13 protein-coding genes and 1 pseudogene are annotated in these 12,666 nt (G+C 64.7%); 10 read left to right on the top strand and 4 right to left on the bottom strand.

The window, feature by feature from the left end:
* The first annotated feature begins 9 nt into the window (after positions 1 to 9).
* The gene (locus tag CSC78_RS14270; protein ID WP_213600594.1) at positions 10 to 501 is read left to right on the top strand and encodes a hypothetical protein; all 492 of its coding nucleotides are present in this window, start codon (positions 10 to 12) and stop codon (positions 499 to 501) included.
* Complete coding sequence (locus CSC78_RS14265; protein WP_162338527.1) at positions 498 to 1,889, top strand: NAD(P)(+) transhydrogenase (Re/Si-specific) subunit beta; 1,392 nt, start codon at positions 498 to 500, stop codon at positions 1,887 to 1,889. Before CSC78_RS14270 ends, CSC78_RS14265 begins: the two co-directional genes overlap by 4 nt.
* A 126-nt stretch (positions 1,890 to 2,015) precedes the next feature.
* On the opposite strand, the gene CSC78_RS14260 is transcribed toward CSC78_RS14265, so the two are convergent.
* Positions 2,016 to 2,429 (bottom strand): hypothetical protein, encoded by a 414-nt coding sequence (locus tag CSC78_RS14260; RefSeq protein ID WP_162338526.1) that lies wholly within the window; start codon positions 2,427 to 2,429, stop codon positions 2,016 to 2,018.
* Positions 2,430 to 2,539: 110 nt separating this feature from the next.
* Here CSC78_RS14260 and sufT point away from each other — a divergent pair, with 110 nt between their 5' ends.
* Together sufT and CSC78_RS14250 are read left to right on the top strand one after the other, a co-directional pair.
* Positions 2,540 to 3,091 carry a putative Fe-S cluster assembly protein SufT gene (gene sufT, locus CSC78_RS14255; RefSeq protein WP_162338577.1) on the top strand — a complete coding sequence of 184 codons (552 nt, stop codon included), beginning with the start codon at positions 2,540 to 2,542 and terminating at the stop codon, positions 3,089 to 3,091.
* A 51-nt stretch (positions 3,092 to 3,142) separates the two neighbouring features.
* Complete coding sequence (locus CSC78_RS14250; RefSeq protein ID WP_162338576.1) at positions 3,143 to 4,240, top strand: branched-chain amino acid aminotransferase; 1,098 nt, start codon at positions 3,143 to 3,145, stop codon at positions 4,238 to 4,240.
* Positions 4,241 to 4,353: 113 nt separating this feature from the next.
* Here CSC78_RS14250 and CSC78_RS14245 read toward each other — a convergent pair whose 3' ends face one another.
* On the bottom strand, positions 4,354 to 4,629 hold the full coding sequence (locus tag CSC78_RS14245; RefSeq protein WP_162338525.1) for a hypothetical protein: 276 nt from the start codon (positions 4,627 to 4,629) through the stop codon (positions 4,354 to 4,356).
* A 750-nt stretch (positions 4,630 to 5,379) separates the two neighbouring features.
* Here CSC78_RS14245 and CSC78_RS14240 point away from each other — a divergent pair.
* The 5 genes from CSC78_RS14240 to CSC78_RS19220 all read left to right on the top strand — a co-directional run bounded on the left by CSC78_RS14240 (position 5,380) and on the right by CSC78_RS19220 (position 10,562).
* Positions 5,380 to 7,170: a S8 family serine peptidase gene (locus CSC78_RS14240; protein ID WP_162338524.1), complete on the top strand. Its 1,791-nt coding sequence runs from the start codon at positions 5,380 to 5,382 to the stop codon at positions 7,168 to 7,170.
* Positions 7,171 to 7,501: 331 nt separating this feature from the next.
* Positions 7,502 to 8,284 carry an XAC2610-related protein gene (locus tag CSC78_RS14235; protein ID WP_162338523.1) on the top strand — a complete coding sequence of 261 codons (783 nt, stop codon included), beginning with the start codon at positions 7,502 to 7,504 and terminating at the stop codon, positions 8,282 to 8,284.
* Positions 8,281 to 9,732 carry a peptidoglycan-binding protein gene (locus tag CSC78_RS14230; RefSeq protein ID WP_162338522.1) on the top strand — a complete coding sequence of 484 codons (1,452 nt, stop codon included), beginning with the start codon at positions 8,281 to 8,283 and terminating at the stop codon, positions 9,730 to 9,732. The genes CSC78_RS14235 and CSC78_RS14230 overlap by 4 nt, the downstream gene beginning before the upstream one ends.
* A gap of 51 nt (positions 9,733 to 9,783) precedes the next feature.
* Positions 9,784 to 10,344: a hypothetical protein gene (locus tag CSC78_RS19085; RefSeq protein WP_238391288.1), complete on the top strand. Its 561-nt coding sequence runs from the start codon at positions 9,784 to 9,786 to the stop codon at positions 10,342 to 10,344.
* Positions 10,248 to 10,562 (top strand): IS3 family transposase, encoded by a 315-nt coding sequence (locus CSC78_RS19220; protein ID WP_274379367.1) that lies wholly within the window; start codon positions 10,248 to 10,250, stop codon positions 10,560 to 10,562. The genes CSC78_RS19085 and CSC78_RS19220 overlap by 97 nt, the downstream gene beginning before the upstream one ends.
* Positions 10,563 to 10,641: 79 nt before the next feature.
* Here CSC78_RS19220 and CSC78_RS14215 read toward each other — a convergent pair whose 3' ends face one another.
* Together CSC78_RS14215 and CSC78_RS14210 are read right to left on the bottom strand one after the other, a co-directional pair.
* Positions 10,642 to 11,565 (bottom strand): IS110 family transposase, encoded by a 924-nt coding sequence (locus CSC78_RS14215; protein ID WP_162338520.1) that lies wholly within the window; start codon positions 11,563 to 11,565, stop codon positions 10,642 to 10,644.
* A 356-nt stretch (positions 11,566 to 11,921) separates the two neighbouring features.
* A pseudogene (locus CSC78_RS14210) lies at positions 11,922 to 12,157 on the bottom strand (asparaginase domain-containing protein); the annotation flags it as partial.
* Positions 12,158 to 12,289: 132 nt separating this feature from the next.
* Here CSC78_RS14210 and CSC78_RS14205 point away from each other — a divergent pair.
* Complete coding sequence (locus CSC78_RS14205) at positions 12,290 to 12,634, top strand: GNAT family N-acetyltransferase (RefSeq protein ID WP_162338519.1); 345 nt, start codon at positions 12,290 to 12,292, stop codon at positions 12,632 to 12,634.
* Positions 12,635 to 12,666: the final 32 nt, after the last annotated feature.

Below are 12,666 nucleotides of genomic sequence, written 5' to 3'. Positions count from 1 at the left end.
GTGCCGGTGATGCCTGCACGCCAGCCGCTGTCGGTCCGCGACGTCTTCCAGTGGGTCAGTTACCTGCAATACCCCGCACTGCTGGTCGCAGTGGGGTATGCGGTGAAGGCGGCCCTCTCGATCGCCACGGCTGGGGCCGACGGCTGGTCGCCGGTCTTCGACGACGCCAACTATGTGCTGCTGTATGCCGGTGTCGGCATCGGCCTGTCCTCGCTGCAGGATCCGACGCGCACGCAGAACGAGGTCTCGCGGCGCGTCTGGCAGGACGCGCGCAAGGGGCGCTGGATGCTGGCGCTGCTCGCGCTCTATGCGCTGGGCGCGATGGCTGGCGGCCTGGCCGGCGCCTACCTGGCCGATTCCACGGTGGTGAACCAGCTCTCGTTGGGCCTGATGGCCTTCGGCCTGGGCATGGTCGGCCTGCTGAAGACCGCCATCGAAATGCGCGAACACCATCGGTTGGACAAGCAATCCGCGTCGTCGTCGGAAGGGAGCCGGGCATGAGTGCGTTGACGCTGGTGAAGCTGAGTTACTTCGTGGCGGCGACGCTGTTCCTGCTCGGCCTGCAGCGCATGGCCAGTCCGAAGACCGCGCGCAGCGGCATCCAGTGGGCCGGCGTCGGCATGCTGATCGCCACCGTCGCCACGTTCTTCCTGCCGGGGCTGCACAACATCGGCCTGATGATCGCGGCCATCGTGATCGGTGTCGGCCTCAACTGGCTCTGGGGCAAGAAGGTGGCGATCACCGACATGCCGCAGATGGTGGCGCTGTTCAACGGCATGGGCGGCGGTTCCGCGGCGGCGATCGGCGCGGTGGAACTGGTGCGCTATTCCGGCGGCGAAGCGGCGGTGCCGTCGACCTTCACGCTGTCGCTGGCGGTGACCGGCGCGCTGATCGGCGCGGTGTCGCTGACCGGTTCGGTCATCGCCTGGGCCAAGCTCGACGGGCGCATGGACAAGCGCTACACGTTCCCGGGGCAGCAGTGGTTCAACGCGCTGGTCGCGCTCGCCGCCATCGTCTGCGGCGTGATGGCGCTGACCACGCTGGCGATGCCGTGGATCATCGCGTTCTTCGTGCTGTCGCTGGCGCTGGGCGTGCTGATGACGCTGCCCATCGGCGGCGCCGACATGCCGGTGGTGATCTCGCTGTACAACGCGTTCACCGGCCTGGCGGTCGCGTTCGAAGGCTACGTGCTGGGCAACGAGGCGCTGATCATCGCCGGCACCATGGTCGGTGCGGCCGGCATGCTGCTGACGCGGCTGATGGCCAAGGCGATGAACCGCAAGATCAGCAACGTCCTGTTCTCCAACTTCGGCGGCGGCAGCGCCGCGATGCAGGAGATCGGCGGATCGATGAAGCCCATCGAGGCCGCCGACGTCGCCGCGATGATGGCCTACGCCGAACGCGTGGTGATCGTGCCGGGCTACGGTCTGGCCGTGGCGCAGGCGCAGCACAAGATCTGGGAGCTGTCGCAGAAGCTGATGGATCGCGGGGTCAAGGTGAAGTTCGCCATCCACCCGGTCGCCGGCCGCATGCCCGGCCACATGAACGTGCTGCTGGCCGAAGCCGGCGTGCCCTACGACCTGATCGCCGACATGGACGACATCAACCCCGAGTTCGCCAATACCGACGTCTCGCTGGTGATCGGTGCCAACGACGTGGTGAACCCGGTGGCGAAGACCGATCCGGCCTCGCCCATCTACGGCATGCCGATCCTCGACGTGGTGAACTCGAAGAACACCATCGTCATCAAGCGCGGCAAGGGCACCGGTTTCGCCGGCATCGAGAACGCGCTGTTCTACGCCGACAACACCCGCATGCTGTACGGCGACGGCAGCGAGATGGCGAACGCGCTGGTCAGTGAACTGAAGGCGCTGGACGGCGGGCACTGAGCCCACGTATCAGCAGGTGAAGCCAGGGAAAAAGCCGGGCACTGCCCGGCTTTTTTGCGGGACACGGAGCGCCGTATCAGCACTGTCCTCGCACAGATGCCGCGGTGTCGCAGGGATGGAGCGCCGTCAGCGCGTCCACCAGGCCGCCAGCAGCGGGGCCGCGACCATGGCCAGGACATCGAGCGGCGTCGTGCTGAGGGAAATCAGTGTCCAGCCGTGGTGCGCACCCAGGCGCAGGGCGGATTCCCAGGGCGCCAGTCCGAACGCGAATCCGAGCTGCGTGGCCGACACGGTCCACAGCGCCAGCGCCGAGACCGCGACCGTGACCGCTGCGGCCAGCATCGCGCGGCGCGTGCCGGCGGCCATCCCGCCGAGGCGCAGCACCAGCACCACGTCCAGCGCGACCAGCAGGGCCATCCAGCCGGTCTGCCGCTCCAGGTAGAGCGCCAGCGACACCCAGACCACCAGCACGCAGGCGCTGGCCACGACGAGCATCACGGGAAGCAACCAGCGGGGAATGCGACGCGGGGCGGGGGACATGGAGACTCCGGCAGGGCCGCCAAGGATACGGCCTGAACGCGGTCGCGGGAGCGCGGGCGCTACAATAGGCCGTCTTGCAGCGCCCCACGCGCGCCCCCATCTGGTCCGGCATGTACTCCCGCAGCAGCGAACCCGTCCAATTCTCCCGCGACTGCGCTGCCGTGCTGGTGCCGCAGGGCGAACTCGTCACCCTGCCGGCCGGCAGCTACGGCTACATCACCCAGGCGCTGGGCGGCAGTTACACCGTCTTCGTCGAGGGCAACCTGTTCCGCATCGCCGGCAAGGACGGCGACGCCATCGGCAAGGAGCCGACCGAACCGCTGTCGCTGCCCGACAACGCCAGCGACGAGGACGTCGAGGCCGCGGTCTGGAACCAGCTGCGCACCTGCTTCGATCCGGAAATCCCCTTCAACATCGTCGACCTCGGCCTGGTCTACGAGGCCAACCTCACCACGCGCGACGACGGCCAGCGCGGCGTCGAGGTCAAGATGACGTTGACCGCGCCCGGCTGCGGCATGGGCGAGATCCTGGTCGACGACGTGCGCAGCAAGCTGGAAATGATCCCCACCATCGCCGAGGCCGACGTCGACCTGGTGTTCGACCCGCCGTGGGGCCGCCACATGATGTCCGATGCCGCCAAGCTGGAAACCGGCATGCTCTGAGCCGCCGCGCTCGCCACCGCAGAACCCGTCAGGAAGGAAGAGATGAACGTGATGAACGCCGCCCCGTTGACCTACCGCGTGACCCGCAACGAGAAGGCCCGTACACCGGCCGAGCGCGACGCCATCCTCGCCAGCCCCGGGTTCGGCCTGCACTTCACCGACCACATGGTCGCCATCACCTGGGACAAGGCGCAGGGCTGGCACGACGCCGAAGTGCGCGCCTACGGTCCGCTCTCGCTCGATCCGGCCGCCTCCGTGCTGCACTACGGCCAGGAGATCTTCGAAGGCATCAAGGCCTACCGCCATGCCGACGGTTCCATCTGGACGTTCCGCCCCGATGCCAACGGCAAGCGCCTGCAACGTTCGGCCGCGCGCCTCGCGCTGCCGCAGCTGCCGGTCAACGAATTCGTCGAGTCGCTGCGCCAGCTGGTCGCCATCGATGGCGACTGGGTGCCGTCGGCGCCGGAGACCAGCCTGTACTTCCGTCCCTTCATGATCGCCACCGAGGCCTTCCTCGGCGTGCGCGCCGCGCAGCAGGCCGGCTACTACGTCATCGCCAGCCCGGCCGGCGCGTACTTCGCCAAGGGCGTGTCGCCGGTGGCGATCTGGTTGTCCGAGGACTATGCGCGCGCCGGCAAGGGCGGCACCGGTGCCGCCAAGTGCGGCGGCAACTACGCCGCCTCGCTGCTGCCGCAGCAGGAAGCGCAGGCGCAGGGCTGCTCGCAGGTGCTGTTCCTCGACCCGGTGGAAGGCAAGTACCTGGAAGAGCTGGGCGGCATGAACGTGTTCCTGGTCTACAAGGACGGCCGCATCGTCACCCCGGAACTGTCGGGCAGCATCCTGGAAGGCATCACCCGCGACAGCATCATCCAGATCGCGCGCGACCGCGGCCACACCGTCGAGGAGCGCAGGATTTCCATCGACGAATGGAAGCAGGGCGTCGCCTCGGGCGACATCGTCGAAGTGTTCGCCTGCGGCACCGCCGCGGTGATCACGCCGATCGGCCAGCTGAAGGGCAAGGGCTTCGAGGTCGGCGACCTCGCCGCACCCGCCGGCGAGGTGACGATGGGCATCCGCAAGGAACTCACCGACATCCAGTACGGCCGCCTGCCAGACCGCCATGGCTGGCTGGTGAAGCTGCGCGACTGAGCCCATGCGCCGTCGTCGATACGAGCCGGCTGTGGCCCGTATCGACATGGCCTTGCGGTCGCCTGGGCGGTAAACGGCGACGGCTCGCATGGTGTTGCAGGACGTTACGGGGCCTATTCGCCGTCTTCGCGTGCCGCCTCGCATCTGGAGTACATCACCGAGGGCGTCCCGAGTTCCCCCTCCGGCCGCCAGAGGAGTTTGTCCCCGTGCAGCGACAGCCGGGATACGACAAGATTCTCCTCTGACGGCTCATCCGGCATCACATCCAGGCCGAGCCGCGCCCTGATACGCCATGCGCCACTGCCTTCGGGCTCGACATGTTCGACGACGTGGAAGTTGCCTTCGCCGTACTCAGCGAATGCGTGAATCAGATCCGGCGCTATCACCAAGCTACCGACCGGGACAATATCGATTCCTTCATGCGTGCGCTACGTGCGCACGGTACGCGATAGCGCCCGATATCTTTCGCATCCCGAGGCGCCCTCCGCATCATCGGGATACCAGACACCGGTAACAACGTCCGGCAATCGGGTCAGAGCGGCGGTCCCCACCTGCGTCTCCGCCTGGTCATCCCCGGGCATCGTGGAGGGCATCGACGCGCGGCATCCCGCACATGCGGTGACCATGGCCAGCAGACACACCAGCTTGCATCCCTTCATCTTGCTGTCTCCTCCATCGTTGTCGTGGTCTTGCGCAGCATCAATACATCCTCGATCACGCCATGGCGAGTCACATAGGTAGTTGCGGGTATCGGCTCTTAAGCGAATCGGTAGCGACATCTTCCACCGGCACCGAGCTCTGTTTGTTGCGTCGTCGACGCATGCGCATGCGAATAAAAAATTCGCACTCGTCACGCACACACGACGTAAATGAATCTACAAGGCGATGTCTACCGGTGACCATCGCTTCATGCATGTATTCCGATGATTACGTTTGCAACACTTCGCGATGAAGTGTGTCTTTCATCGCTGATTCACGTTCGCGCAATCCGCTAGCTTCGTTCCTGCGTCGTGCCTTGCACGACGTGCATCCGGTCGAACGCAACCGCCTGTCCACCCCCTCCCGTATCTGCCATGCGCCCTCGACCGGGCCATTGCCGCGTTGGCGGCTTTTCGTTTCCATCATTGAGGGAGAGTCTGATGTCCGGATTTGCAAAGCGTGGTTCGCGTGTGCGCCTGCTGTGCCTGTCGTCCGCCGTGCTCGCATCGCTGTATGCGCTGCCGGCGATGGCCGGTCGCGTCGACATGAGCGGCTTGCAGGTGGAAGAGCCCGGCGGCTACGACCGCTTCATCGTGAAGTACCGCGACGGCAGCAGCGAGAGCACCAATGCGACGCAGCTGCAGCGTTCGCTGAGTGCCGCCGCCAGCACCGGTGTCGCCAAGCGCGGCGGTCGCGCGCTTGGGCTGGAGAAGCTGCGTCGCCTGGCCGCCGGTGGCGCGGACGTGGTGCGCGCCGACCGCAAGCTGGACCGCGTGGAAGCCGAGTCGCTGATGCGCCAGCTCGCCGCCGATCCCAACGTGGAGTACGTGGAAGTCGACCAGCGCATGTATCCGACGCTGACGCCCAACGATCCGCGCCTGTCCGAACAGTGGGGCTTCGGCACCACGGCGTCCGGCATCAACGTGCGGTCGGCCTGGGACAAGTCCACCGGTGCGGGCGTGGTGGTCGCGGTGATCGACACCGGCATCACCAACCATGCCGACCTCAACGCGAACATCCTGCCGGGCTACGACTTCATCAGCGACACGTTCGTCTCGCGCGACGGCAACGGCCGCGATTCCAATCCGAACGACGAAGGCGACTGGAACCCGGTGGCGAACGAGTGCTACAGCGGTTCGCCGGTCAGCAACTCCAGCTGGCACGGCACGCACGTGGCCGGCACGGTGGCGGCGGTCACCAACAACAGCACCGGCGTGGCCGGTACCGCGTTCGGCGCCAAGGTGGTGCCGGTGCGCGTGCTGGGCCGCTGCGGTGGCCTGACCTCGGACATCGCCGATGCCATCACCTGGGCCTCGGGCGGCACGGTCAGCGGCATTCCCGCCAACGCCAATCCGGCCGAAGTGATCAACATGTCGCTGGGCGGTGGCGGCTCGTGCTCGACGACGTACCAGAACGCGATCAACGGGGCCGTGGGTCGCGGCACGACCGTCGTGGTGGCCGCGGGCAACAGCAACGCCAACGTGTCCACGGCGGTGCCGGCGAACTGCCCCAACGTGATCGCCGTGGCGGCGACGACGTCGGCGGGTTCGCGCGCCAGCTTCTCCAACTACGGCACGGGCATCGACATCTCGGCGCCGGGTGCGAGCATCCTGTCCACGCTCAACACCGGCACCACCACGCCGGGCAGCGCCAGCTATGCGTCGTACAACGGCACGTCGATGGCGGCGCCGCACGTGGCGGGCGTGGTGGCGTTGATGCAGGCCGCCGCACCGTCGCCGCTGACCCCGGCGCAGGTGGAAACCATCATCAAGAACACGGCGCGGCCGTTGCCGGGGACGTGTTCGGGTGGGTGCGGTGCGGGCATCGTCGATGCGGACGCGGCGGTGGTCGCGGCGCAGGGCGGCACGCCGCCGGTGGGCGGTGTGCAGACCTATACCAACGGCACCGATGTCAGCATTCCCGACAACAACGCGACGGGGGTGACCAGCACCATCGCGGTGTCGGGCCGCACGGGCAATGCGCCGAGCAATGCGCAGGTGGCGGTGAACATCGTGCACACGTACAAGGGCGACCTGATCGTCGACCTGCTGGCGCCGGACGGGTCGGTGTACGTGCTGCACAACCGCACCGGCGGCAGCGCCGACAACATCAACCAGACCTACACGGTCAACCTGTCCAGCGAAGCGCTCAACGGCAACTGGCGCCTGCGCGCGCGCGACCGTGCGGCGGCGGATACCGGCTACATCAACAGTTGGAGCATCACGTTCTAAAGATCAGTTTCTGAGGGAGCGAGCAGGGATGCGAATAAAGAACCCCGGCTTTGGCCGGGGTTCTACTTTGGGGCCGGCTTGAGCAGGGCGTGACACTCACATTCTTATGGAGCAGATTTTCCTGAAAAACGTGCTTCAGTGAAGTTCGTAAATGCATTTCCCTCTAATGCGGTGTAGACAGAAGCGGAGGCGATCGAATGACGATCGCTCCTGAAGCTAGGGATGGCAGAACCCGACAGGAGGTTGTGCAGTGTCTTGCGAATATTTTCTTCCCGCTTTTTATGCGCGAGCAAGCACGCGAGTGGTTCTAGCCCGTTGCGGCCATGGGCTCATGAAGCGATGCAGGGGAGCGATTGGGCCGTGGTGGCACTGGCACGAGCACCTTGTCGGTGTGTTGGCCGTTGCGATGCTGTCAGGTTGCCAAAGCGTCGCGAATGTACATCCTGGTGCTGCCCAAGAGGCTGAGCTGGAGCCGATGTACGCCGAGGACCTGCCTGACGACAGCGGGTTCATGGAGATGAGTCTTGGTGATGCCAGGATCATCCTGCAAACGGATGGCTGTTCAGATCGAATGATAAACAGGCTGATCTGTAGCAATGCGCGGCTGACGATCTCGACCTCTACGCTGCGCCAGCAGACGTTGTTGCTCCCGGAAGTCTGGATTCCGAAGGCGGTCCCACCGGATCGGCCAGAAGAGACGGGCTATCGGGGGTCGCTGGCTGAAGGGTTTGCCAAAGGTCGACACGGCGTCATGCTGTCGGACATCAATGTTGATGGACATGAAGATGTCGTTGTCTGGAGTGGCTCCGACGGTACCTACGGCGATCCTTCGTACACCTATTTTCTCTATGACGCGAACGCCAGGCGATTGGTGGAGAACAAATCGCTCGCGAAACTGATGGAATGGCATTCGCTTTCCCGCATCGTCGATGGCCGTCTGTTTGCTTGGTATCGCAGCGGGCCATGCGATCGCGGTGAGAAAGTGATAGGAATTAGAGAAAATACTGCGGTGGTGTTGGCGAGCAGGGACTACACAACCTGCGGCGAGAACGCGCTGGAGAGTAAGGAAATCTTCGATGATTCATGGATGAAACTGGAAGGAGATCCACAATGAGCGACGGATACGGGCGTAGCGCGCCATCCCCGATAACCCGCGACCAGGCAGTTCGCCTTATCGTACAGACCTGTCTGGAAGAAGGAGTCACGAACGAGCGACAGATCGCATACGTATTGGCGACCGCAGAACATGAAAGCCAGGATTTCACCAGCCCCGAAGAGGTTCATGGTCGCAAGCAAGCAGCACGAAGAGGCTATGAGGGTAATGAGCAGGGTGGCTACAAAGGGGGTGAGGAATACTTTGGGCGAGGTTACGCACATGTGACGCACTGGCCGAACTACCGGAATGTCGGTCGGGCAATCGGGCAAGGCGACGAACTTGCGCTCGATCCTTCCCTCGCAGCGGATCCGGAGGTGGCTTCCCGGGTTCTCGTTGTCGGCATGCGCGATGGCCTGTTCACGGGGCGCGGACTGGATGACTACATCGCCGACGATCGTTCCGATTACTTCAACGCCCGCAGGATAGTGAATGGCGTTGATCGAGCGGCTGATATTGCAGTGCTTGCACGCGATTGGGAGCCGGCCATAGGTGACCTGGTCACATCGGTCAGACGCAACGGTGTAGATCTGGTGCTGGCGCAGGAAGTGCGCCAGGCCGATATGCCAATCCAGCGCGGCGACGCGAGCGCTCGCGCCTTCGAGCTGCAACAGTACCTTGCCGCTTTGAACATTGGTGATGCTGCCGGCCGGCCTCTGTCACCCGACGGCGACTTCGGGCGCTCGACCGAACAGGCCGTGAGAACCTATCAGCGCGAGGTAGGCATTGAGCCGCAGACGGGAGTGGTAGATCAAGCACTACTCGACCGGGTTCGGGACGATACATTGCGGGCCAATCCAAACTTCAAGCTCAAGACCATAATGGACTTGTACGGACCTTTGAACGACGGAGTTCTCCGCCCCGGTGAGCGCGGCGATTCGGTTGCCGAGTTGCAGGAACAGCTAAGGGGACTAGGTTTTCGAGGCAGCAATGGTCGGCCGCTGGGCGTCAGTCGTAGTTACGACAACTCTACGCAGGATGCCGTTCGCCAATTCCAGAATAGCGCGGACATCGCACCCGCCAATGGATTGGCCGATGAGCGTACCCGCGACGCAGTCAATTCCCGTGCCGTTGAGCAGGGGCTACAGGAAGCGACTGAGGTGCTGCGTCGTAGGGAGCTTCGCGATGCGCAGCAGCAGCCGCAGCAACCGCCGGGACAAGGGCGAGACCAGGGCTTGAATGAGCGACAAGGTATGCATCACCACCCACCCGGAGCGTTCAACGAATTAGTGGCCGAGCGTTACCTCGCGGCGATCCTGTCGGGCGACAGTGCCTTGGTCGATCGTGTGGCCACCGAATTCGCGCGCTCCGCGGAAGGTCGGCACATAGAAGGCCAGGGTGAACGATTGCTCGCGCAGCATCAGGCGGCGGAACAGGCCCAGGCTCAGGATCGGCAGATGGCGCGTTAGTCGAGCACCTGAAGAGCCCGTCAAGACGGATGTCGGAAACAAGGAGGTGTCATGGATGACGTCAACGCTGCACCCGCGGTCATGCCCGTAGATGCCATCAAGACCCTGATGATGCTGCGCGCCGAGATGGTCCAGCGCGAGGCGCGCATGAGCGCGGCGATTAACGATCGGGTGCAGTCGCTGCGACAGGAGGTCGCGCAGTTCCGTCGCGACATTGCCGCCATCGTGGAGGGGGCGGGCAACCGCATCGCACTGGATGCCAAAGAGGCCGTTTCGCCGATGGCCGCGGAGTACGGTCGCGCGGTATCCGGGGCATCCGCACAACTGCGGAGCGCCGGCAGAACGGTTTGGGGGTGGCTCGGCGCCGCCGGGGCCATCCTGCTGATGGTACTTGTCGTCGGCTGGACGGTATTGGGTTACTACCGGCGCGAACTCGCCGCCACGAAGGAAGAGCTCCAGCGTTACGAAGACGCTGTGCCGGTCGTCCAAGCGTTCTACGCCTCGGATGCCGTGATCTGTGGGGGCGTCATCTGTACGAATGGCGATCCGGGCGGGTCGCGTGTGGGCGACAGGGGTCAGTACCGCGCGGCCAGGCCGAGACCGCAGCCTTAGCGGCATCGTTCAACCGGCCGCGTCGCATGAACGACAACGCACACATGGAGTCATGGAGCAAGCCGATGAAGTCGGACATGTATCATCGCCACCGCTTCAACAGTGATCGCTCGCTGCGCATGGCCGTCAACGACTACATCCAGTTCTACAACCACCGGCGCCTGCACCCGGCACTGGGCTATCGATCACCGATTGAGTTCGAGCAATGCCAGCAGTGAATAGGTGTCCACTTTTTCGTAGGAACTCCCAGCCGCTTCGCGGTTCGGCTTAGTTCAGCAACTGTCTTCCGATGAATGGTCAGGCCGCCATCGAGGCTCCTGCCATCAGCTCATCGCGACGCCGTGCATTGACGATCGTCAGCAGCTTTCGCATGCAGGCCACCAGGGCGACCTTGGCCACCTTCCCGCGTTCGCGCAGTTGCTGGTAGTGCGCTTTCATCGCCGGATCCCAGCGCACGGCCGATAGGGTGGCCATGTACAGCGCCACACGTACGGGTGCACGACCTCCCCGGATCCTGCGCTTGCCTCGCGTCTGGCCGCTGTCGCGGTTCATCGGTGCCACACCGACCAGTTTGGCGATCTGCTGCCGCGTCAACGTGCCGAACTCGGGCAACAGCGCCAGGCTCGTGGCTTGGAAGATCGGCCCCATACCTTTGGAGGATCGCAGCGCCGGTGTCAGGTGTTCCTCCAGCAGTTCCTTCATCTCACGATCGATGGCGGCCAACTCGTGCCGGAGCGCGGCGACCGTACGCGCCATCAGTTTGCCGATCGTGGCCGGCGCCATGGCCGCTTGCTGCTTCTGCGCCTGCAGCGTGGTCACGACTTGGCCGCGACGCCTCAACCAGCCTCGCAGGTCGCGTTGCCAGAGGGCGGCCGCCTCGTAGCGACGCAGCCGCCCAGCGAACAACCGCGACAGCAGGCACAGAAGCCGCGCATCGATCTCATCGGTCTTAGCCAACTCACCGGTGGCTCGGGCGAAATCCCGTGCCTGCCGCGGGTTGATCCGGGCCACCCAGAGGCCGGCATCGCAGCAGGCATCGAGCACCGCGTCCTCGTAGCCACCGGTCGCCTCGACCACCACCCGCGCCTCGACGACCGCTTTCAACCGCGTGATCAGCTTGCCGATCCCGGCGGCAGTATTGGCGAAACGCGCCACCCCGGGCGCCCCATCGATGGCCACATCCAGTGACGCCTTGCCTACGTCGATTCCCACTGCCGTCATGCCCGCTTCTCCGCTAGAGTTGGCCTGTCGAGAACATCGCGCCCGAGGCCCACGCTTATCAGTTCGAGGAAAACCTCGATCAACTGTCCGGGCGCAGGGCGCGAGATCCGGCGTGCGGCCCCTGCTGAATTACGGTGCGGCTACACCGAGGCGTTATCGGGCGCGCACGCCGGGTTCTCGGCCACTACAGTAGGGAAGTTCAAAGACATAAGGCGTTAGATGCCTACCACACTCGCTACGCTCTACCCGCAGATAAGCACTTGGAAATAAGGGCCATAGACCATTTTCCCGCCTCATGAATCACAAGGCCCGCATGCGCGGGCCTTGTCGTTGCTGTGACCAGTAGCGCCGCGCCGTCAAAGCGCCTCGAACCGATTGGCCGTCACGTTCTTCCTCGTCTTCGACGGATCCCGGATCCATCCGTTCATGGCGATGTACACGTCCGTGGGCAGCGACTGCACCGCGCCGATGTTGAACGCCGCGCCCGAGCCGCGATGGACGCCAGCACATGGCCGGTCCGCGTGCTGTCCGAGCCATGCGTCACCAGCACGTACCTCTTTGGCTGCCCCGCGATACACGCGCGGATCAGCTTGGACAAGGTACTCTGCGCCCCCGTTCTCCGACCCCTGTTTCCCTTGGCCGTTCCCGCGAAGCGGTCCGGCCTGAGTCAGGCGTGCGGCCACCGTAGCCCAATAGGCCATCATTGAAAGCAAACCAACTCCAATTGAAAACAGACTGGCGCTTCGAAGAGAGCGAGCAGCGGCGGCACTATGTCGTCGAGCCGTGGCTCGCCGGCCGCCGGGTAGGGCGTGCCCATGGCTGGTTCGAGCCCGGGGCGAGCTTTGTGCTGGAAAAGATCGAGATCGATTCCAGGCAGCGCTCGCGGGGCTACGGCAGCATGGTGATCGAGCGCTTGCGGAAGAAGGCACGCGACAAGGGGTGCCGGGAGCTGGTGGTCAACAATGTGCGCGCAAGCAATCACCGCGCAATCTCGCTCTACGAGGCCATGGGGGCAAAGGCCGTCCCGACCTCGGCAGACCTCTGCGCCTATGTCATCTCGCCGCCGTAGGCCCGGGAGCCCCGTGTCGTAGCAGGCTTTAC

This window comes from Pseudoxanthomonas japonensis, assembly GCF_010093445.1.
GTDB classification, from domain to species: domain Bacteria; phylum Pseudomonadota; class Gammaproteobacteria; order Xanthomonadales; family Xanthomonadaceae; genus Pseudoxanthomonas_A; species Pseudoxanthomonas_A japonensis.
Note: the sequence above shows the minus strand (reverse complement) of the source record. Positions and strands in the feature narration are given on the sequence as shown.